Annotated in this window: 22 protein-coding genes and 4 pseudogenes; 18 read left to right on the plus strand and 8 right to left on the minus strand. The window is 57.4% G+C overall.

Going from position 1 to position 20,926, the window contains the following annotated elements; all coding sequences use genetic code 11:
* The first annotated feature begins 70 nt into the window (after positions 1 to 70).
* From EXE48_RS04085 to EXE48_RS04125, 9 genes and pseudogenes are all read left to right on the plus strand, one after another.
* Positions 71 to 955 (plus strand): annotated as a pseudogene (locus EXE48_RS04085) (IS1595 family transposase).
* Between the two features lie 212 nt (positions 956 to 1,167).
* On the plus strand, positions 1,168 to 1,443 hold the full coding sequence (locus EXE48_RS04090) for a type II toxin-antitoxin system HicB family antitoxin (RefSeq protein ID WP_137710781.1): 276 nt from the start codon (positions 1,168 to 1,170) through the stop codon (positions 1,441 to 1,443).
* Positions 1,444 to 1,445: 2 nt separating this feature from the next.
* The gene (locus tag EXE48_RS04095) at positions 1,446 to 1,703 is read left to right on the plus strand and encodes a type II toxin-antitoxin system HicA family toxin (protein WP_137710782.1); all 258 of its coding nucleotides are present in this window, start codon (positions 1,446 to 1,448) and stop codon (positions 1,701 to 1,703) included.
* Between the two features lie 268 nt (positions 1,704 to 1,971).
* Positions 1,972 to 2,397: a helix-turn-helix domain-containing protein gene (locus EXE48_RS04100; RefSeq protein WP_137710783.1), complete on the plus strand. Its 426-nt coding sequence runs from the start codon at positions 1,972 to 1,974 to the stop codon at positions 2,395 to 2,397.
* Between the two features lie 67 nt (positions 2,398 to 2,464).
* Positions 2,465 to 3,160 (plus strand): nucleotidyltransferase domain-containing protein, encoded by a 696-nt coding sequence (locus EXE48_RS04105; RefSeq protein WP_137710784.1) that lies wholly within the window; start codon positions 2,465 to 2,467, stop codon positions 3,158 to 3,160.
* 57 nt (positions 3,161 to 3,217) lie between these two features.
* Positions 3,218 to 3,421, plus strand: a pseudogene (locus EXE48_RS04110) (preprotein translocase subunit SecY); the annotation flags it as partial.
* Positions 3,422 to 3,593: 172 nt separating this feature from the next.
* Complete coding sequence (locus EXE48_RS04115; RefSeq protein WP_137710785.1) at positions 3,594 to 4,874, plus strand: RNA-guided endonuclease InsQ/TnpB family protein; 1,281 nt, start codon at positions 3,594 to 3,596, stop codon at positions 4,872 to 4,874.
* 145 nt (positions 4,875 to 5,019) lie between these two features.
* Positions 5,020 to 5,220, plus strand: a pseudogene (locus EXE48_RS18995) (RNA-guided endonuclease TnpB family protein); the annotation flags it as partial.
* Between the two features lie 291 nt (positions 5,221 to 5,511).
* Complete coding sequence (locus EXE48_RS04125) at positions 5,512 to 5,949, plus strand: hypothetical protein (RefSeq protein WP_137710786.1); 438 nt, start codon at positions 5,512 to 5,514, stop codon at positions 5,947 to 5,949.
* A gap of 111 nt (positions 5,950 to 6,060) precedes the next feature.
* On the opposite strand, the gene EXE48_RS18690 is transcribed toward EXE48_RS04125, so the two are convergent.
* Positions 6,061 to 6,375, minus strand: a complete 315-nt coding sequence (locus tag EXE48_RS18690; RefSeq protein ID WP_199236341.1) for a hypothetical protein — start codon at positions 6,373 to 6,375, stop codon at positions 6,061 to 6,063.
* Positions 6,376 to 6,638: 263 nt separating this feature from the next.
* Here EXE48_RS18690 and EXE48_RS04140 point away from each other — a divergent pair, with 263 nt between their 5' ends.
* Positions 6,639 to 6,899 (plus strand): AbrB/MazE/SpoVT family DNA-binding domain-containing protein, encoded by a 261-nt coding sequence (locus EXE48_RS04140; protein WP_137704607.1) that lies wholly within the window; start codon positions 6,639 to 6,641, stop codon positions 6,897 to 6,899.
* Position 6,900: 1 nt separating this feature from the next.
* Positions 6,901 to 7,215 carry a hypothetical protein gene (locus EXE48_RS04145; RefSeq protein ID WP_241991938.1) on the plus strand — a complete coding sequence of 105 codons (315 nt, stop codon included), beginning with the start codon at positions 6,901 to 6,903 and terminating at the stop codon, positions 7,213 to 7,215.
* A gap of 366 nt (positions 7,216 to 7,581) precedes the next feature.
* Here EXE48_RS04145 and EXE48_RS04150 read toward each other — a convergent pair whose 3' ends face one another.
* The 3 genes from EXE48_RS04150 to EXE48_RS04160 form a co-directional block, all read right to left on the minus strand.
* The gene (locus EXE48_RS04150) at positions 7,582 to 8,409 is read right to left on the minus strand and encodes an undecaprenyl-diphosphate phosphatase (RefSeq protein WP_137710788.1); all 828 of its coding nucleotides are present in this window, start codon (positions 8,407 to 8,409) and stop codon (positions 7,582 to 7,584) included.
* 63 nt (positions 8,410 to 8,472) lie between these two features.
* Positions 8,473 to 9,057 carry a hypothetical protein gene (locus EXE48_RS04155; RefSeq protein WP_241991939.1) on the minus strand — a complete coding sequence of 195 codons (585 nt, stop codon included), beginning with the start codon at positions 9,055 to 9,057 and terminating at the stop codon, positions 8,473 to 8,475.
* Positions 9,058 to 9,130: 73 nt separating this feature from the next.
* A complete protein-coding gene (locus EXE48_RS04160) occupies positions 9,131 to 10,231 on the minus strand; it encodes a DUF4330 family protein (protein ID WP_137710790.1) in 1,101 nt (366 codons plus the stop codon).
* Positions 10,232 to 10,361: 130 nt separating this feature from the next.
* On the opposite strand from EXE48_RS04160, the gene EXE48_RS04165 reads away from it, so the two are divergent.
* The 7 genes from EXE48_RS04165 (at position 10,362) to EXE48_RS04195 (ending at position 18,764) form a co-directional block, all read left to right on the plus strand.
* Entirely contained in the window at positions 10,362 to 10,808 is a 447-nt protein-coding gene (locus EXE48_RS04165; RefSeq protein ID WP_137710791.1) for a VanZ family protein, read from the plus strand.
* A gap of 164 nt (positions 10,809 to 10,972) precedes the next feature.
* Complete coding sequence (locus tag EXE48_RS04170; RefSeq protein WP_158295096.1) at positions 10,973 to 11,530, plus strand: hypothetical protein; 558 nt, start codon at positions 10,973 to 10,975, stop codon at positions 11,528 to 11,530.
* A gap of 434 nt (positions 11,531 to 11,964) precedes the next feature.
* A complete protein-coding gene (locus tag EXE48_RS04175) occupies positions 11,965 to 12,573 on the plus strand; it encodes a DUF1102 domain-containing protein (RefSeq protein WP_137710793.1) in 609 nt (202 codons plus the stop codon).
* A 3-nt stretch (positions 12,574 to 12,576) separates the two neighbouring features.
* The gene (locus tag EXE48_RS04180; RefSeq protein ID WP_137710794.1) at positions 12,577 to 13,311 is read left to right on the plus strand and encodes a DUF1102 domain-containing protein; all 735 of its coding nucleotides are present in this window, start codon (positions 12,577 to 12,579) and stop codon (positions 13,309 to 13,311) included.
* An 87-nt stretch (positions 13,312 to 13,398) separates the two neighbouring features.
* Positions 13,399 to 13,920 (plus strand): hypothetical protein, encoded by a 522-nt coding sequence (locus EXE48_RS04185; protein WP_137710795.1) that lies wholly within the window; start codon positions 13,399 to 13,401, stop codon positions 13,918 to 13,920.
* Positions 13,921 to 16,080 carry a right-handed parallel beta-helix repeat-containing protein gene (locus tag EXE48_RS18360; RefSeq protein WP_158295097.1) on the plus strand — a complete coding sequence of 720 codons (2,160 nt, stop codon included), beginning with the start codon at positions 13,921 to 13,923 and terminating at the stop codon, positions 16,078 to 16,080.
* 350 nt (positions 16,081 to 16,430) lie between these two features.
* Positions 16,431 to 18,764, plus strand: a complete 2,334-nt coding sequence (locus EXE48_RS04195; RefSeq protein WP_241991940.1) for a BGTF surface domain-containing protein — start codon at positions 16,431 to 16,433, stop codon at positions 18,762 to 18,764.
* Here the strand turns inward: EXE48_RS04195 and EXE48_RS19330 are convergent.
* From EXE48_RS19330 to EXE48_RS04215, 4 genes and pseudogenes are all read right to left on the minus strand, one after another.
* Positions 18,759 to 19,019 (minus strand): annotated as a pseudogene (locus EXE48_RS19330) (hypothetical protein); the annotation flags it as partial. The gene EXE48_RS04195 and the pseudogene EXE48_RS19330 overlap by 6 nt on opposite strands.
* A gap of 8 nt (positions 19,020 to 19,027) precedes the next feature.
* Positions 19,028 to 19,561, minus strand: a complete 534-nt coding sequence (locus EXE48_RS04205; protein WP_137710796.1) for a DUF7342 family protein — start codon at positions 19,559 to 19,561, stop codon at positions 19,028 to 19,030.
* A gap of 226 nt (positions 19,562 to 19,787) precedes the next feature.
* Positions 19,788 to 20,306 (minus strand): PIN domain-containing protein, encoded by a 519-nt coding sequence (locus tag EXE48_RS04210; protein ID WP_137710797.1) that lies wholly within the window; start codon positions 20,304 to 20,306, stop codon positions 19,788 to 19,790.
* Positions 20,303 to 20,605 (minus strand): UPF0175 family protein, encoded by a 303-nt coding sequence (locus EXE48_RS04215; RefSeq protein ID WP_137710798.1) that lies wholly within the window; start codon positions 20,603 to 20,605, stop codon positions 20,303 to 20,305. Before EXE48_RS04215 ends, EXE48_RS04210 begins: the two co-directional genes overlap by 4 nt.
* Positions 20,606 to 20,926: the final 321 nt, after the last annotated feature.

Below are 20,926 nucleotides of genomic sequence, written 5' to 3' on the forward strand. Positions count from 1 at the left end.
TGGTGAGTTCTCAGCAGTAGCTGGAAGTCACAGCGGGCAAGGGTGACGCGACCGCGTCACCCGACGAACAATGTTCCCTCTCAAGACGTTCGTCTCGGAGCGTCGCGCCGCGAACCTGCTGGAACAGGTTCGCTGGCGCGACGGCGTCTATTGCCCACGCTGCCGTGGCGAATCTGTGATTCGGTACGGCAGCTATCGCGTGTTTCAGCGGTATCTCTGTAAGGATTGCGACCGCACGTTCAACGATCAGACCGGCACGATCTTCGAACATTCTTCGGTGGCACTCAGAAAGTGGTTTCTCGCCGTCTACACGTACATCCGCTTCAACACAAGTCTCAGGCAATTAGACGTAGAGATTGACGTTTCATACAAGACGATCTACCGGCGCGTCCAGCGCTTTTTGCGAGCGCTGGACGCGCCTTGACTACAGCTCGAAGGCCCCATCGAGATAGATGAATTCTACGTGAAAGCAGGTCTCAAGGGCCGCGAGCGCGACCAGCCGTCGCGCCCGCGTGGCCTGTCTACGCGCGGACGTGGAACATACGCTGAGGACAAGCTCCCTGTGTTTGTTCTCGCTGATCGCGGCAGTGGTGAACGACACGTGGTCCCGACGAAAGCCGCGACCGAATCGAGGATTCGACTCCTGCTGGCCGACCGCCAGCAGGAGTCGTTAACGGTCTACACAGACGGCTTTCGGGCGTACGAACCGCTAGAGGAGGACGACGCATTCACCCGTGAATACGTCGTCCACGGTGACGGCGAGTACGTTGATGGAGATGTTCACGTGAACACCTGCGAGAGCCACGCGTCGCTGGCGCGACGGTGGCTCTCGCCGCATCGAGGTGTCTCTAAAGACAGACTCACGTCGTATATCCGAGCGTTTCAGCTCCGTCGAGAAGTGTTCCGCAAACCGGGGAAAGAAGCGCTCAAAACCATCCTCGAAACTGCGCTATGACTCACCAACAATCTCCGCCACAAGAGCGGTACATACGCTCTTATGAAGTACATTGTTGGTTAGGGTGTCATAGAATATTTGCCACGACATTTATTTCGTGAACTCATAGTTGAATCAGCCGATAGAATGTGCCTGCGTATCGAGCATCAATGGTCTGTGTGAGACGGTAGGTCTCCCGAAGCGTTTTGCATCTCGGTGAAGTACCGGGAGGTATGGCACGAGCTGATTCTGGGAATTCGGACCCTCCTGAACGGGAAATCCGCTTAGTGAAAAACCCAGATGGCCAGTGGACGGCTCGTGATCTCCGTGTCGGCGTGACTGCTCAAGGTAAAAGCCGGGACGTAGCACTTGACAATCTTGATGCCGTCATTGAGGCGGTAGAAGGCGATGGCGGGCGGCCTCCAGCCGACGAGGAGATACGTGACCTCGGTGTTGATCCTGAAGTCGCTCAATCACAGAGCGATGAGCTTCCCGATGTCTTACAGTAGCAATGGTGACGCGGGACTTTTCGGGTGAAGACGTGTACAAAGTGCTGGTGAACGTTGGTGGGTTTCAGCACGTCCGTACCACAGGGGATCACCTGATTCTTCGATGGGATCCACCAGAAAGCCATGAGAACACGGATACGCGTACGGTGACTGTTCCGGCCCACGACTCAATCAGCATCGGAACGCTCCATGATATTGCTGACGACGCCGGTGCGGAGAATTTCGAAGCGTTCTGCGAGTGGATCGACGAGAATCGGTGACGACCGATATAGGTTTCTGAGTCACCTGTTCTGAGCGATTCGTGAGTCCCCTAGATTGACCGTAACCGTGTCAAAATGTATCTCTTTTTGAGAATTTCAACAGAGAATCCAGACTGTAACAGCTGGTCGCCGATAACCGCAAGTTGGGGCTCCAACCGATTTTAGACGACATGATGACCTCGGCTTACATGGCTATCTGCTTCAGCACAACAGTATATAGCACAGCAGCATACTCTTACAATAGTACACCCAACACGTGACCATGACAATGGACATGGAAGAGTTTGAAGCGGCGGGGAACGGGGAGGAGAGGCTATCCACTAGCGAGGCAGTTGTGAAGTTCCTCCTCGAAAACAGGGACCGAGCGTGGCAACGCCGCGAGATCGCAGACGAAATCAACCGTGATCCGAACACCGTGGGAACGAACTTGAGTCGGTTGAAAGATCGCGGTCTCGTTCGCCACCGCAAGAATCATTGGGCGATCACAGACGATCACCATCGACTCGTCGAAGCGACCCAGTTCTCAAAGGTATTCTCCACGCTCAACGAGTCGGTTGGATCGATCATCGAGAGCGAAGAGGAAGCAAAAGCGTGGAGCGACGCACAGCCGGATCGGTCTCATCCAAGCGTTGGTGACGGTGAAGAAGACACCCAAACCGTTGAATCTGAAGGAGACAACGATGACGACCAGTGATTTATTATTTTAATTACTGTGCCATTTATTTATGAATTTCATATAGTAGTGAGCCGTAGCATGGTATATGAGCCATGAGACGGAATTAAACCCCGCACAGAGTGTATCCATATCCGTTCCAATACCCGTCTCAGACGCGGATTTATTCAAAAGCAAGGCAACGAACGACATCTTGCTATTTTTAACGAACCGTCGATTCAAACAGTTCTCAATGCGCGAGGTGGCTGACCAGATTGGCCATTCCCAACAGACGGCTCGGAGAGCGATCAATACTCTCGTCGAGAACGGGTTAGTGGTTGAATCGCCCGAAAGCAATCAACGACTCGTCCGGATCAACCGAGAGCGACTTGCTGTGTCGGACGACCCGATCCTCCGAATACCGCAACCAGAGTTCCACAAGCCCGTGAAGGCCGCGGTCGACGAACTCACTGGCCGTCTCAACGGCGTCATTGGGATCGTCTTGTACGGAAGCGTGGCGCGTGGCGAAGCCGATCGGCGCAGCGACATCGACGTCTGGGTACTCACCATGAACGAACGAGCCCCAAACCAACGAGAGGCGAACGCTGTTGGTCGCGACCTCGAAGACGCCGAGTTCGACGGGAACAGGTATGCTTACGACGTCGACGTTGAGGCGGTCCACGCGATTCCCACGTACACAGAAGACGTCGGAGAAATTGTCGTTTCAGGAATCCCAATCTACAGCACTAACAAGTTTGAGACGGTCGAAAAGTTCCTCCTCGAGGAGGGTGGTGGCGATGAGTGATGGGTATGTATTGAGTAATTCCTGTGTAGGTGTGAGAAGACTTCTATGACGCCCTCGACCAACATCAACCCGCTCGGGTTGGCGGTCGGGCAGGGGTCGGACTTCTTCGGGTAGTTCCGGTCGGTGCTGGCCGGATCGTCCGGGTCGCTGTTGCAGGTCGGCATCGGACCGATCGCCACGCCGTCCATCGTCCTCCAGCTACTGGGCGGTGCGAACCTCTTCGGACTCGACACGGAGAACGACCCGCGTGACCAGGTCCTCTCTCATAGTGTTTAATTCGAATCTTTACGGAGAATCGAGGAGAAAACCTCGCGTTTTAGCGCGGGGATGAATCCGACACTACACTTCACACTCCACCGTTCGATGGTACGGCTGGATATTCCACGCTGAGCAAATACACACCTTCAAGTAAGTATATCTACATAGGTTACGTATGGCGAAACAGGTCGTCACCCGCACCTATACTGCTTCCATACGGAACCAGTCTCGGGTGCAAGACGACCTTGATTCGCTCGGGTTCGCAGCCAGTAAGCTTTGGAACGTCGGACGGTGGACGTGCAGTCGGATCTGGGACGAAATCGATCACATCCCGAACCACACCGAACTCACCACGTACCTCAAAACCCACGAACGCTACGATGACCTGCATTCGCAGTCAAGTCAGCGAGTCCTTCAAGAACTCGCTGAAGCGTTCAACGGTTGGTACGGTAAACGACGCAACGGAGGTACGAGAGCGAACCCGCCCGGCTACCGCAAAGACGGTGACGAACACCCGCGTTCGACAGTCACGTTCAAAGCCGCTGGCTTCAAACTCGACACGCAGTACAACCGCGTTCGACTCTCAAAGGGGTCGAATCTCAAGGAGTATTGGTCGGACTTCATCCTCTGCGAATACCAGACTCGCCCCGACGTTGATCTTTCGACCGTCGAGAACGTCCAACAGGTTCGAACAGTTTGGACGGGTGAGAAATGGGAACTACACTTCGTCTGTAAGGTTGAAGTAGAGGTGGCTGAAGCCCCCGGTGAGAAGGCGGTGGGCGTTGACCTCGGGATCAACAACTTTGCCGCGCTTGCCTATGAAGACGGCCACAGCGAGCTGTATCCGCTGAACTGTCTGAAGCAGGACGACTACTACTTCAGCAAGCGGATTGCCCGGTGTGACGACTCGAACTCTGAGCAGGCCACCCGGCTGAACCAGAAGAAATCGGCTCGTCGTACCCACTATTTCCATACGCTCTCGAAACACATTGTTGAACGGTGTGTTGAGCAAGGCGTTGGAACGATCGTAGTGGGAGATCTCTCGGGAATCCGCGAAGAGGATGACTCTGACGAGTCGAAAAACTGGGGCAAACACGGCAACCTCGACTTACACTCGTGGGCGTTCGACCGGTTCACAGACCTTCTCGAATACAAAGCCGAAATGGAAGGTATCACCGTCGAGGAAGTCTCCGAGGAGGACACGTCGAAGTCGTGTTCGTGCTGTGGTCGCAAGCGTGACGCAAACCGTGTTGAACGCGGACTGTATGTCTGCGATGAGTGCGGGACTGTGGCGAACGCGGACGTGAACGGTGCTGAGAACATTCGGCAGAAAGTATCTCCAAGTCCCGCCACGGATGGCGGTGATAGGAGTAACGGCTGGTTGGCACAGCCATCGACGTTCCTGTTTGACAAGGAAACTGGTGCGTTTGCACCTCAAGAACGGGCTACGTCGTAAACCACAATATCCCAACCCAGCGGTGCGGTGCCGTGGGAATCCTCGCGCTTCAGCGCGGGGAGGATGTCAACGGTGAGATACGGCCAGATGTTCGGTTCGGTGATCGCGCTCAGTCCTCACGGAATGTAATTTTTCAGCGTCGAGAAATATCAACGCTTCCGCGAATATCGCACGACGGGTTGACCCGTGGGGAGAGAACGTCCCGCTTGACAAGGCGGAACGCGATGACTCGCCTCGGGATGGGAGCGGTAGTGACACCGCCACGACTCACCGTGAGACGAGCGTGCCAGCGCAGATGACGCTCACGGCGTTCCAAGAGCCGAAACCCTCTACCAGCGACGACTGACTGGTATTCCCCATGCGTGGGAAGCTTCGCCGTTTACGGCGAGGAGGATGTCACACTGCGGGCTGTGTGCCTGTTTCCAGCGCCCGGTTCAGCACACTTCAACGTGGACCGGCTCATCTTTAGAGTACGCGCCTGTCAGCGATGGTCAGCAGGCGAGTCAGCGCGAACGGCGTACTCGCATGAAGAGAACGGTAACGCCGTGTGTGCGTCGGTAGGTCGAAAGTACACCGTGTTCTCAGGGACGATATCTATACGCTCACGTTTATATTAGTTACTGAGACGACGTATGGTATGGAAGATATTTTACTCCAACACAGCCTCTGGATCGGGCTTGTATTTGCTGGGGTGCTCGCTGTGGCTCTTGTGTCGAAAACAATTATGAGCTCGGAACTAAGCACATCGCCGCCGTCGCACTACCGCAAAACGGCGCGCGCAACGGTCAACCGTGTCCATGGCTATGACGACCTTACCGATCACCAGCAGGCGTTTCTCCGCGAGTGTGCTGCTGATTTTCTTCAACGCGGGTATGATCTCAACGCGCAGGTCGACCGGCTTGAGGTGACCACCTCAAACGGACCACGGGCGTGTCTCACAATCACTGAGGACGCCACAATCGAGATGCTGGCGTACGTCAAGCCGGACGGCTGGCAGCGGATCGACCCTGTCTCTGCTCCCGACACCGAGTCTACGCTCAAAGCAAAACAGAAGCGGCTTAATGAGCACCTTTAACTTCGTTCTGTTTCACGGCTATCCGCTGTCCGTCTGTGTCGCTTGTTCCGAAACGCAGCGGCAGTGTCGCTGGGACCGCCACAACCAGCCGCACAACACGCGAGATCACCTCTATCCGCTCCCGGACGCCGACACGACAGCCGCGGTCGACCGGAGCTGCGCGACGGATCTCTCCCGCGTTGTCGAATGAACCGTGCTGCCATGGGTCGACGACCGGGTCGGCGCGCCGCGGGAGTCGGACACGCGGTAGTTCCGCGGTGACGCCACGAATCGTCCGACCTCGATGTCGCGCTCGGGTTCCCGGACGACCTGTCCCCGACAGAACGGTTCCGTCAACGGAACCGGATTGACGCGGACCTCCAGAGTCACGCGGACGCCTTCGTCGACGTAAGCGACATCGACAGTCTTCCGCTCCCGATCGCGCACGCCGCCCTCCGGAACGGGATTCAGGTGGTCGGAGACAACCGGGACCTCGAGACCTATCGCGAACGGGTCGAGGCCGAGTACCAGGAGACCGCCACCGAGCGGGAGCGGGATCGTCGGGAATTCGTCGATCGGCTCGCGACGGGAGAACTATAGATAGTCGACGCGGTTGTCGGAGTTACTTGCTTCTCCCCCGCTATCGCCGCTTGAACGGCGATAGTCCGACCTCCCACAAGACTAAGATATTACGAGAAGTATTACTAGATATGAGTAAGTACACGCGTATCACTGAGAAGGGCCAAGCGACGATCCCTCACGAGCTCCGCGAGAAGTACGATCTTGAGCCCGGTGACGAAGTCGTCTGGCTCGACACCGACGAAGGGATCGTGGTAAAGAAGCGCATCCGAACTGGGGGACGCGGGATGCTCGTTCCCGACGACACCCCGGTGGAGAAACGCGAAGAAATCGCCGAGGAGTTGGGCCAGCGTCTCCGTGATCGCCGCGACCGTAACTACGAGGACACCTGAGGTGGCGACGTACACCGCCGACACCGTCTCGCTACTGGCGTATCTCGTCGACGCGCTCCCGCACGGGGCTGACCAGGTGTTCGCCGAGGCAGAAGCCGGGGAAACGGTCATTGAGGCACCGAGTACGGCTCTCGCCGAGGTACTGTACTCGGTCTCTCGCGACAAGGACGTCCGCGGGATCACACTCACCGGGACGCCCGAAGACGCCCGGCAGGCGTTAGTCGAAAACGGCCGGTCTCGGTCGCCCCCGTCGACGAGCCGGAGCTGGCAACGTACGCGCAACTGCTGGGCGAGTTCAGCATCCACGACGGGCTGATCGTCGCCAGCCACCGCGCACGGGAGACGGACGCGATCCTCACGACCGACGCTGTCATCCGCGACGCTGGGTGCGAAACGATCTGGGAGTCAGTGGCCCGCGACTGAAGCCGTGGATTCGCTCGTATCGACGCCGTCACATCGTCCGACGATCGACCCGACATCGTCGCTTTGACCGGCACCGAACTCGAACTGGCGGTTGAGATCTGTACTCGTACGCTGATGTGATGCTTTTCACGCGGATCCCTCTCTCCTCGACGGTCGGTGTACCGTACTGTGGTCGGTTTCCGAGCGATTCCCCTAGAGACCCGGTCCGTACTGCTTTGAGACGTGCGGCCCAGCCGGTTGCAATGGCAACCACGGAGTCTCACACGACCAGCGCGATCCCACCACCGCCGACGATTGCCAGCGCACCGAGCGCGAAACACACCGTTGCGAACGGCACGCGCTCGACGACCCGCATCAACGCGTCGATGGTGAGGTAACCGACGACGGCGCTCACGCCGAGTGCGACCGCCGCGGGCACTGGTGCGATCCCTGGCAGCCCGCCCGCGCTTGTGAGGGTGAGGGCGGCTGCACCAACGCTTGCAGGAATCGACAGCAGAAACGAGAGCCGAAACGCACTCGGCGGGTCGTAACTCCGGAACAACAGCGCGCTCGCGGTCACGCCCGACCGTGAAATACCGGGCAGGATCGCAAACCCCTGGACGCTCCCGACGAGGATCGAATCGAGCAATGAGGGCGTGTCGCGGCCACCCATGTTGACGCTATTTGAGACGCGTTGTAACAGCCCAGTGATCACGAGGAGCACGCCAATGGCGGCAATAAAGACGCCACCCGTGAGCTGGCCGGCGAGATCCACCGCGAACACGTACAGCGGGATCCCGACGATGCCGGTAAACAGCGACGCGACGGCGATGTACGACGCCAGCGCGTGGTCCGGATCATAAGCCGTCGCCGGGCGCCACCCCGGCACCGTCTGAATCGCGGCGGCGAGTTCCGTCCGGTAGTACGTCGCCGCCGACAGCGTGGTGCCGAGCTGGAGAAAGAGAGCGAGCTGGACCGCTGCGGCAGGATCGGTGCCGACGAGCGTGAACACGAGCGCGAGGTTCCCCTGACTCGAGACGGGAAGCCACTCGACGACGCCCTGGACGATCCCGGCAAGTATCGCGACAAGCAGCTCCGTGGTGGTCACTACTCAACCCGGACACGGGCACTCACTTAAGCGGCCGGCTTTGGGCGGGTGAACCTGCGGCGGCTACTTGTCGTCTGAGTCGTCGCTTGGATCGTTACGGGGCGTGTGCTCTTCCTGCGGCTCAGGCGGTTCGAGCGCGGCGAGAAGGAGCCTGACTGGCCGAGTCTCGCGGAGTTCGGTCCAACTCCGCCGCTCGCGGGTGCCGAGGGCGCCGGTGATGAGTGTGACGGCCGTCAATGCGAGTCGGGTCGTACCGAGCGTGCCCGTTGCGATGCTCGCTACCCCCACGAGTGCGCCCGCAACGAGAAGTCCAAGGCCGGCCACGACCGCGGGTTGTTGGCGGGTGACCGTCGCGCCCGTCTGGACGGCCCCGGCGACCCGTGACTCTCTGACGGCAGGTGCGAGACGGTCGATGGCCGCGTCAAGAAGGCGAATGACCAAGCCGACTGTCCACGTCTCCCGGAGGTCGATCACGATCACGTCCGGGTCTGGTTCAGCAGTCAGCCACCGGTACAAATACGAGTCGCGGACCGCACCGGCGATCCACTGTCCTAGCCGGCCGAGTCGGGAGCCTTGGACCGCTCGTTGGACGGTGCTATCGCCCGGCAGCTCCTCCGAGTCGGCCGTGTTTTCCATCTGTGAGTTCATTGGCCTGTCACGCGTATGGGGGTTACGACTCCGGTGGGCCCTGGTGCGAGTGCGGTATCTGCTGGGTCTCTGATCAGCCTCCCACGCTGACGACGGTCGCCTCAATGACCACCGTCCCGAGATCGAGAGTCGCGGTCGACCCCTGCCGAAGCTGCTCGCCCTTGAACGTGAGCCCACTTGGCGTTTCGCGGAGCTGTAGGTCGGCGGTGATGGTTACGTCGCGGTTGATCGGGTGATCGACAACATTGACGCTGCCGTTCTCGCCGGTGGTGATGATAAGCGACGGTTCCGTCTTCACGCTCGTAATCCGGGCAACCGTGGTGTCACCGGTTCGTTCAACCATCCCTGGCTCAATGGCCTCTGCGAAGTCCTCGCGCACGTCGTCCATTCGAAGGGTGACCGTTCGAGTGGTCGCTGTACCGAGGCCCAGCTCTCCGCCGACCTGTTCGATCTGGCCGTCGAGTGTGTACTCGCTTGCGGGGAGCGTTACTGTCTGCCCGCGTCGCACCGGCGTGCCCCCGAAGCGAAGCCGGTCCTGTTGGCGGTGGGCGGTGAGCGTCGCCGCAACGAGGAGTTGCCGGGTGGTCGGCTCCCCGGTGGCGTAGGAGGTCACGTTCTCGATTCGAGCCACTGTGCGGCCGCTCAGCCGGATTTCATCGCCTGACGTGACTGCCGCAGCGGTGCCCGCATTGACGTGACTGGACAGCAACACGCGCTGTTGGGTGGTCGCGAGCGCGTCGTTGTCGCCCACGTCACGAATCTGGCCGCTGATCTGATAGCGGTCGGTGGTGATATCGAGTGTGCGGCCGAGACGGGGTGGTGCACCACCATAGGTGAGACTGTCCTGACTGTTGAGTTCCCCTTCGAGGGCCACACGGAGGACGACCCGCGTCTGATTGCCCTGCGGCGTGAGATGAACGTCCGTAATGCGGAGCGTGGACGCGCTGTCGGGGCTGTGGGTGTCACCCTCCTCGATTGCCTCAACGATGTACGGGGAGACGGTGCCGACATCAAGTGTCGCGTAGGTGGTGTCCGTCTCCGGTGCGGGTGCGGGACCGTCGGTGAGGACGAACGCGGCGCCCGCAACGACAACGGCAGCGATCAGCAGAACGACGAGCGCGTCGATGACGTTGACGGCCCCGAACAGCCGCCCCTCGTCGTCGATCAACTCCATAGAGATCCCTCCAAGCGCAACATTATCATCGATGACCGGCGCGCAGGTAAAAAGCGTACCCGTTCGCCGATCCGGCACGGGAGCCCGAATCCGCAGGCTTTTGTCGGTCCTGCGAGACGACTCGGCCATAATGGGTCGCCTGCGGCTCCCGCTCGTGCCACGTGCGCTCCGGCTGGCAGGGGTTCTCGCGGTCGCGGCGACGATCCTCTACTTCTCGGTGGTTACACCGCCCGGGAGTGGCATGATTCGAACCGGGCCGTTCGGCGTTCTCCCGTACAGCACATGGCTCCACGGGCTGGCGTACGCCGGCCTCGCGGTGACGCTTGCGTACGCGTTTCAGGACTCGGCGTGGCGCGACCGGACTGTGTTGATCGTTGTGTTCCTCGTCGCCGTCGGGTATGGCGGGAGCATCGAGCTGCTCCAGTCGACGCTGGACGCGCGAACCGCCGATGTCGGCGACCTGCTTGTGAATGCAATCGGGGCGGCCGCCGCGGCCGTGTGTTGGCGGGTGTTCACGCGGCGGGTGCGGTTCTATCGTGTGCGGCGCGCAGCCGATCTTGAGACACCAGTGCGGTGACCGGCCTGCCTTTTCGCCTGAAGACAGAGGCTGTGGGCAAGATACGACTCAATCAGTCGGTTCAGCAGTTTTGCGGTTCAAGCAAGGCCTGAATGGGAGTCAAGCAGAACAATACAAAGCAACTGGATCGGTTAACGGCAAGTATGCGATTGAACAGACGAAAGATGCTGATCGGGCTCGGCGGGGTCAGCGCAAGTAGTGGAGCGCTTATGGGCACGGGTGCCTTCACTTCTGTGGAGGCAGAGCGGACCCTGAGTGTCGAGACCGCGGGGGACGCAAGTGCACTGTTGGGACTGGAATCAACTGACAAGCCCAATGGGGAGTATACCGAACTCACCTCTGAAGGCACAGTTGAGGTAACACTTGATACTGTGAATAAGAACGCAGTGACGACAGTCCGAGACGTGTTCCGAGTCACGAATAAGGGTTCTCAACCGGCATTTGTGTATATTGAGGACGACTCCGAAAAGGTACAGTTCTCAGGGTTTTCTAGAAAGGGGAGTCCAAGCACTGGCCTAGTCAAGGACTCACCGATCAGTACGCTTCCCGGCCCTAGAGTCATCGAAGGGCCGGAAAATGCTCTCCGGGTTCCTGTTGGGTTATCCTTCCGCGTAGATATCGAAGTCGATACAACCGGTACAACAACGTCACAGACGCTACTAGAGACCGTAACGATCGTAGCCCAAGCTGATCCGCCCGCGGGCAGTCCCTTCGATGATTAGATTTGTCATTCCTTGTGATCCATAGCTAGAGGATGTAGAGAGTGCGGTTCGGAGCCGGTGAGTCTCACTGAGTCGACCGTGGCACCAATTGTCCGCGTGAGTTTCTGTTATCTACTTCTTCACGGGGTTGAGTGCGTGAGGAAGTAACATACTTTCCTCTTGAGAAGGCCGGTTCAGGGAGCGATTGTAGAGTTCAAGCACTGCTTGAACCCGAGTGTTGTTGGCATCAACCCGTGCTCGTCTTTACCCGTTTCAACCACAGGCAGTGCCAGAACACACAGCGGCGTAGTGTAATCACTCCCAGAAGCGTGTCAATCGGCTCAATACAATGACACAAGGGGGTAATAGTCTGACGTAGAGCGACCATGGGAACCCACGGGATGTCCCGCTGGTGCCTATGGGTCGCACGCGAACACCGACGAGGTCAACTACCAATGGCAAACCGACGCAAGTTCATCACCGGATTGGGCGCACTGGCGGCAGGAAGCGCAGCTGCAGTAGGCACGGGCGCGTTCACAAGTGTGAGCGCGAATCGCGACGTGAGCGTGGCAGTCGCCGATGACGCGGACGCATTGCTTAGTATCGACACCGTCTCAGGGGCAGCTAATAGTGAGTACGTTGATACGAGCGGTGACGCTGCCTCGATCACTATTGAGTCGGACGCAGGCGGTACTGGGTTGAACGACGACGCACTCACGAAGATCAAGAACCTGCTCCGGATTAAGAACCTAGGTACACAGGACGTGTACGTGTACGCGAAGGGGATGCCGACGGACCCACGGGTCGCCTTGGCGGTGCAGCCGAGCAGTCAGATTCAGAACGCCGGTACGGGTTCTGGTGAGAATCAGGGCGCGTTCTCGCTCAACAGCAACCTGACTGAAGATGATCTTGATGATGACGAAGGAAGCGGCAAAGAGGAGGCTGCTCCACTCCTCGCTCCCGGTGACTACGTCGATGTCGAGATGTTCGCGTATGGAGACCTTTCCGGGCTTGACTTCGACGGTACAATCTCGATCGAAGCAATCGCTGACAACGAGGTGTAAATTATGAACCGACGCCAGTTCATTGCGGCGGCCGGATCAGTTACCGCCGGTGGGGCAGCTGTGGGAACGGGCGCATTTACGAGCGTAAGCGCGAATCGTGATGTGTCTGTGGAGGTTGCCGACGATTCAGACGCATTACTATCATTCACCACAGCCGATGCCGGTCCAAACAGTCAGTACGTGGAGACTGATGGTGGTACGCTGAGTATCAACATCTCCGGCTCGAACGATAACATCGCGGGCGGTGGAGAAGGCATCAACCAGAACGCCACCACCATTATCCGTGATATGTTCGACATCCGGAACCAGGGCACACAGGCAGTGTTCGTCTGGCAGGAGACCAACGAGTTCGACGATGGGATTCCCTTTGGCCTCTTTGTCGACTACCCAGCACACGCCGAACCAGGAACCGCCGAACCTCAGAGTGGAACGGCAGAACCGACCACCGGGTTTGGTGAGGGCGAGAGCGGCCAGGATGCCCTCTCGAGTAGCGAAGGTAACAACTTCGGAGCTAGCAAGCCCGCCCGCTTGTACCTCGAACCCGGTGAGGCCTTACAAGAGCTCGGGACGTTCTTCTTTGGCTCGGATCTGAGCAGCTACAGTGGGAGCATCAAAATCGTCGCACAGGCCGTTGACACGTTCGAGGGAACTGTCGAAACGCCTGATGGGTTCGGCGCGACCGAACAGGACTCCTCTCTAACCGGCCACGAGGTCCGCGTCAACGACCCAACACCATAATCGCTGATACGGTATTTCACCCACGCTTGGCAGTTCGGCGGTTCGATTCCGTCGGTGGGTTTTCACCCCTGAGGGTGGCCGACACATATGAAACGACGACAAGCTCTCGCGGCACTTGGCGCACTTGGTGGCGGCGGCGCGATCGTCACCGGCACCGGAGCGTTCACCAGCGTTGAGGCGAATCGGGATCTCTCGGTCCAGGTGGCCGACGACTCAAATGCCCTGTTGCGCATGGCAGCCGCAGGCGAGGGCAACGATGAGTACGTCACCACCAACGGCGGAGAGCTTGGAATTAATCTGACAGGAAGTAACCCGACCGATGCCGGCGGACAAGGCGTCAACGCCGACGCAACAACCGTGATCGCAGACCTCTTTGAGGTCCAAAATCAGGGGACACAGGCGGTTGATGTGGAGGTGACGCCGTTGTCGTTTGTCGACACTGGAAACGGCGACACGCTGATCGTGCTGGTTGTTCCACAGACCGGGTTCCCGTCGGTGACGCTCGGCACTGGCGATACTGAAACGTACAGTTTAGTGATCGATGCGTTCCCCGGTGGGGGCGATCTCCAAGTTACCGATACGCTCACCGTTACTGGGGAGGCAACATAGATGCAAGACGGCCCACTACGGATAGAGGACTTCGTGGCACAGACCGATGGAGTGAGCCTTGAGGATCTCCCGCCAGCTGCTCGTGATCGGTTGAATGCCGCACTCGCCGACCTCACGGATGGCAGCGGTGATACGGAGGGGATCAGCCAGCGTGACACCGATGGAATCCTCGTGAGCACGGATCTCGCAGACCGCGAGGGGTTCGAAACGATTACGGACGCACTCGTCGGCGAGAATCTGCGAAACGCTGGTGACGAAAGCGGCAGTCCACCGTCCGCTGGCGCAACACTCCTTGTTGAACCGGGCACCTACACCGGGGATTCGAGTGATCAAATAACTATTGAGACGCCCGGTCTCACCCTCCTCGGACGCGAAGGACCGGCAGAGACAACCGTCGAGTCACAGGTGATCGTTGAAGCGGACGATGTGACGGTCTCTGGCTTGTCGGTTTCACCCCCGGACCCAGGCGATACAGGGGGCGCAGACGAAGCGATCCGCGTCGACAATGGTGCAAACGGGGTCACGATTGTCGATAACGTTGTTGAAGACTTTGCTCGGAATACAGGAGATGACAAATACGTCGGTGTTGATGGAATCAACATCTTCGGGGGCGACGGTGACGACCCTGTCGACAATGTCACTGTGCGTAACAACGTCGTGCAGCGGCTACAGAACCCGGGCGATACCGATACGAATCCGCCTGGCGGTGTCGCAGGAATCAGCGTACAGGGGAACGTCCAGAACTCGACCGTCGTAGACAATACCGTCAAGAAGATTGGTCAAGAGACGACCAGCTATGGGTTCGGTATTGTAGTGCGTGGAACCGGAAACAATTCTCAGACACCGACCGGGGTCAAAATCAAAAACAACGATATCGATAATGTCCTCTCCGACTCCGACAGTGAGGCGGTCGGTGTCGGCATCGGCCTCGAAGCCGGTGAGGCAGGCGACGTGACATTCACCGGCAATGAGATCAGCAACACGGAGTTCCTACTCGAGGACAAGACCGCGACAATCGACCTGAACAGCTTCGTGGATAATAACACGCTCAACCGAGGTGCACTTCTCGAAGACGGCGACTTTGAGGGGGCCCCCGGCAACGCTCCTGTTAGAAACGTCATCTTCGACAGTATCCAGTTGGCGCTGGATTTTGCCACTCAAAACTCGACCATTGAAGTCGTATCTGGCACGTACCAGGAGGAACTCACGATTGATGTTCCTGGAGTGGAGCTTGTTTGTCAAGGCGATACCCCGACGATACAACCGAGCCAAGACCTCAATTTCGGCGACAGAGCGAACATCATCGAAATTGCCGCAGACGATGTGACACTCGAAAATATTGGAGTGGACGGCGACAACCCGTCGCTTTCGCCAACAATCAACGCACCACTCGGTGTATACCTGAATCAGGCGGTTGGAGCGACTGTCCGAGACTGTACTATCCGAAATACCAACGCCGCCGACTCATCGACAACAATCGGTGTGTGGGCACCGCCAAACAGCGCTGTGACGGTGGAAGACAGCACGTTTGAGAACCATCAGACCGGCGTCTTCGTTAGGGGACAGGTGAACGTTCGCAACAGTACGTTCACTGATGTCGCCCGTGGCGTCAACACCAACAACATCAACGGATCGACTACTGTCAACGGCATTGAGTACGGTGAAGTTGTTGGAAACACCATCAACGCGACCAGTATTGGCATCCGGCTCAACAATCACTACAAAAATGATAATGGGTCTGATGGGCCGTCACAGTCCGGGACGCCGGTGTACAACGTCGAGAATAATACCGTTAGTGGAGCGACCGAAGGCATCAACGTCCTCTCAATTAGTAACAAGGCCGATGTTGACCTGAAAAATAATGATGTCTCCGACTGTGTCCGCGGATACGATCTGACGAACCTGACGACAACTGAGACGATCCGCATTGAGGGTGGGACCGTGACGAACTGTGAGACCGGGCTTATTGCGTTCAGTGACAATGAAGCCTTCAGTGGTGCCCAGCATGGTGGCCGTGTCGGTGAGCTCGCCATTGGAAGTGACGTGACGTTCCAGAGCAACACGAACGTCGACATCCGGGCGTATGGCGCGGATGTGAAGGTAGCTTACGAAGGAACATCAGCGAGTGCGAGCGCGGAGAATGGGGCGGTGATCAACTAACCCCTGACAACGGAATATGAATTGACGAAGGCTCTTTGCCACGCTCGGTATGGCGGCAGCAGGTACCTCCGCGGCGGTCGGCACCGGCGCGTTCACGAGCGTGAGCGCAACTCGAGGTGTCAACGTCCACGTCGCTGAGGATGCCGACGCGCTTCTCGCAATCGAGCCGTCGCCCGGTCCGAACGGTGAGTACGCCGTTGTCGAGAATGGCCAAATTGCGATCCGATTAGCGCGACTTTGCTGAGTTATACAAACTGATAATCAAGGAAGTATGCTTTTGTAGGTGACCAGAAATCTTACACCAGCAACTGATAGGCGTGTGTTGGCTCAATCACGCGACCTCAATACTGATGAAACGAAATAACCAGCCTGACCCCCAATCATTGAATTCAAAGTCCTCTCAACGTAGCGAGTCGCGCGGTAGCAAATCGGACAGCTCCCGCAGCACGTGGCTTCCGATATCAAGGACTTGCTTCCTATCGGTCGGAGGTATATTACTTCTACTCTGCTGTTTGTTACTTACAACTGGCTTACCTGTGGCTGGTATTAACGTTGACAAATCCTCACCGGTTAATTCTGGTAGTTATCCGATAGATTCAGTTGCCTCCTCTGGAGTAACTGACTCTGCTAGCCAGGCATCCATCACAGGCGAGTTCACAAAATCAAGATACACTGGTGTCGCAGGCGATCCAATCGAGATTGCCCATGGGTATAATAATCCAGACCCAGATGGAGCAGCATATTTGCTGGTCGGTGGGAACCAGATCAGTAACACCGGTCAAACAGTCGGATTTGTCGATGTTATCAAAATCAGCGGTAGCACAACGACGATTAACACGCGACTTCTCGGAACAGAGGAAACAAATGTACAAAGCTGTGCGCTTGAGGAAGTCTCCTGTGATATTGAGTTCCGTGATACGAATGGAGATCCCATAGCCGATAGTCTCTCAAACTTGACTGCGTCGTCCGGGGCAACCGGGGCCAGTGGACTGGTTCGCCCGTTAGTGCCGCAGCGATATCGTCTGGCGATTACTGACGGAACGTTCACTGTGGATGACTCCGGAGTAGTGACACCGACAGCTGCTGCCGATCAGGCGGATCTTATCCTAAAAAAGCCAAAACTCAGTGATAACGTTGAGGTGTTCACTAGTGTTGATCCTCAAATAGCTACCGAAGATATTGATACTGAATCACTCAAGAGCCTCAGAAAGAATGGTCTTGAGCGCACTACTGTGACGGAAGGAAACCGCGTTGTGCTTGGATTTGAGTCGACTGGTATTTGGGGTGCCCTATCGTATTTCGCCGCAGATGCCGACTCTATTGAAGCTGGAGAAGCTATCGACGCTCAAGCGTTAGTTGACCTGCTTGCGGCCGAGGAGGGTGTTTCACTTCAAGTACAACAGACAAACCCGAGCGGAAACGAGCCACGGTCAGAACTTGACCTTTCTCAAGCAAATGCGGATGATGTGACGGTTATCTTGGCAGACGATGGTGAATTGAACACCCCAGGTGCACCCACCCAGTTCTATCTAGTGTTAAACACAGGCGATGATGGTCCGTTCACCCACAACCCTGAACCAGGCGACAAGTTCTCTGTTAAATTCTCGCTTGAGGGGGCTGAAGACATGCGGTATCGCTTCAACAACACGGACCAAACAAGCCCGCCGGACCCATTCAATCCAGTGAACTCTGGTAGCGAGCACCCGGAGTTATTCCCGTATTGGGGGGTCAGCGACACCAGCACACACGCTGAAGCATCATTCAGTATCGAAGAGCGGTTCGTTCGATACGACCACGTCACCAATGACGGTGAGCTTCTCGTTGAAGCTGAAAATGGACGTATTACCGGAACGACGTCGCTCCTGCCAGCTGTCGAAACCTCTGTAACACTCGTTAATGACGCTGGTAGCACGCCAGACCGCAAGGAGTCACAATTAAATATCTCTGACGGGGAATTTAGCATCAGCTTCGATACCGATGAGCTAACTCCCGGAACGCGTTTGAACTACAATCTATACCAAGGGTCAACCCACCGTGACAGTAGAACAGTTGTGATTGTGAGTGATAGCGACAACCCAGATAGACTCATGATCAGCGATGCTGCACAGAATGTCACCGTTACTGAGGGCGAAAACCTCTCAGCGATTACTGCAGTGGCTCGTAATGTTGGCGGATTTGCTGGTGAAGGAGAACTCGCACTTACTGTAGAAAACAGCACTGTCGCCGGCTCGTGGGGGGTGCGGCTTGACCCTCGTGAGTCTCGGTCTTTTGATTTTGGGACGACGACCGCCGATCTTGAACCGGGCACCTACCCATTTAGCCTCCGGCTTGACGGTGATGTACACAACGGGACCCTTGTCGTTGAGCGTGACCCGGCAACGACGACTCTCGACGAGGATGAGCCAGCGTCCCCCGCTAGCGGTGGCACGGCCGACGACGGACTGGACGGCAATGGGACGACCGACGACAGCAAACCGAACAATGAGACGACAGCCGACAACGGGGACAGCTCCAATGGTGAGTCAACCACAAACAGGAGTGACGGTGACAGCGCGCCGTCCGAGGAACCGGCAGACGATAAGCCGCGCAGCTCCGGGCTGATTCCTCTCCCGTTTGGTACTCGTGAGGCGTTCGGTGGAACCGTCATGGTTGGTGCCGTCTACTTACTCGGACACTGGGTGTGATGGCGGCTTATGGAAGTTGTAAGGCTGAATCTTGAAGTCGTCATTCGTGTACCAACGGACAGTCAGGGCCGCCTCGCTGCCGGTCGCTGGATAGAACAAGGATACGAATGTGACACGAAGTTCGAGGTGGCCGCTGGCGTCCGTGATAGTCGCTCGTTCGACTTGCTGTGTCGCTCGGAGACGCGTCTGGAGGAATTCGAGGATTGGGCGATCGATGGGAGCAGGGCTCCCGCCATCGCCTGTTGGTGGCACCATCGAGCGAGCTACCCAGAAGCCTGTTCGCCGTCGGCGCCAGCACGTTGCTGGCGAGCGCGTTCGTAGCGCTCACGTTCTTCCCGTGCGGTTGCCCAGTCGGCAAGGTCACTGTACACGGCATCGATCGTTCGTTCGTCACTTGTCTCTATCATAGCCACGGCATCAACCGTAGCCGGTGTTGCGGCATCGTACGCGTCCTCGTACTCAGCAATTTGTGCTGTCAGATCACGAACGCGTTCCTGTAGTTCTTCCACCGAGTGGCCTGCGGCGAGCTGGTTGATGTGTCGCCACTCGAAGTATGCATCGTTGCGTTCATAGGTAATCGGATGACCGTCATGGCGTGTAGCGATCCCGAGATCCGCGAACCAGCTGAGATACTTGCGGGCGGTTTTCGGGTCGCACTCTACTCGCTCGGCGATAGCTCTCGCTGTCGCTGGTTCCCGAGTTTGGAGGATAGTTCCATAGATACGCTGTTCGACATCGTCCCCACTAAACGGGTCATCGAAAGAGGGGGGCCCGTCCGTGGACGCTGTGTCGGGCATACATGTCCTTGTACGCTTTCAGATATATTTCTTGCTTCAAGGAATAGTTTCCTGACAACCATCTGTGTTCGTTGCTATCCGGTCCCGAGAGCGGATGTTTTGTACCGCGAGAACAAGTCGTGTCGTAGATCAGAAAACCTCCCAAATGCGGTGAGGAGAACCTCGTCGCTTACGCTGAGGGGGATATCACCCGAACCGGTAATCAGTGTCGCGAGCGTTATCACGTCTATTCAGCGGCGTTATCGATGAGCGAGTAGGCTTTCTCGCGGAGATCCCCAGTCATGTGAAGCCCATGGGAGTCAATCCGGTTTATGAGAGTGTACGCTTCTTCACGATCAAGTCCTTTCTCCACGGCCCGGACAACGACACCAACCGTCCCAGTGACTGTTGCCCCGAGTCCACGAGCTGTGGTCCGAACACGCTGATCATCTGAGACGACACCGACCGGTCGACCCTCCGCAGTATAGGCCAAGACAGCAGCAATCAGAGAGACGTCTCCATTCTGTTCTTTTTCACCAAGGATCTCTTTGGCTTGTTGTACTCGGTCTTGCACAGCTGGGTCGGTTGTCTTAACCGCATACTGGTCGAGAAACCGACTCACATTTGTCTGTGCCGGTTCCGTCGTGATTTCATTTTGGATTGTGGGCGGGATGACAAGTTCACCAGTAAAGCTTGTAAGATGTTTGAGTTCACCAATCGTACCGAGTGCGATAAGCGTCGTCGCATCGAGAAAAATTCGCGTCACAGGTCACGCGCAGCAGCAGCGTCTGATTCGATATCTTCTGGAGACAGTTGGGTTGTGAGATTGTGTTCACGGGCGATTTCGAGCCACTCTGCGAGACTCACACCGGCAAGTCGAGCTGCCTCGTTAACCGAGAGTTCACCACTTTGGTACCGTTCAATAGCGACACGTCGACGGATAGACGAGAGACCCTCCGAGAGTGCTTTGCGAATGACTGTACTCTTGTCTTCCTCTAACAGCTCACTCACAGCTTCAAGCTCGTCTGCATCATCATCGGGAACTCGGGCACTGATCGATGGCATGTATACACAGTAGTATACTGTAACACATAACAGTTTCTCCTAGGGGAAACGATGTCGACTGGTATCTGTGGGCAAGGAAGCGCCTTCGGTGACCGCGACGACATCCGACGGTACGTCTCCGGTCTCGATCAAACACATCGGCTGTTCGGTCACCATCGCGATGAGGAGGCTGCTCCCGAACCACCCCAGAAACGGATCGGTGACAGTCGGACTGATGAGGAACTCGATGTGGAACTGGACGCGCTAGAGAACAAACTGAACTGTACAGACAGTGTCCACTACCCCTCCTTACTCGCTCCCTTCAGTCGCTCCTTGAGGAAG

It is taken from the genome of Halorubrum sp. ASP1, assembly GCF_005435135.1.
In the GTDB taxonomy this organism is placed as follows: Archaea; Halobacteriota; Halobacteria; order Halobacteriales; family Haloferacaceae; genus Halorubrum; species Halorubrum tropicale.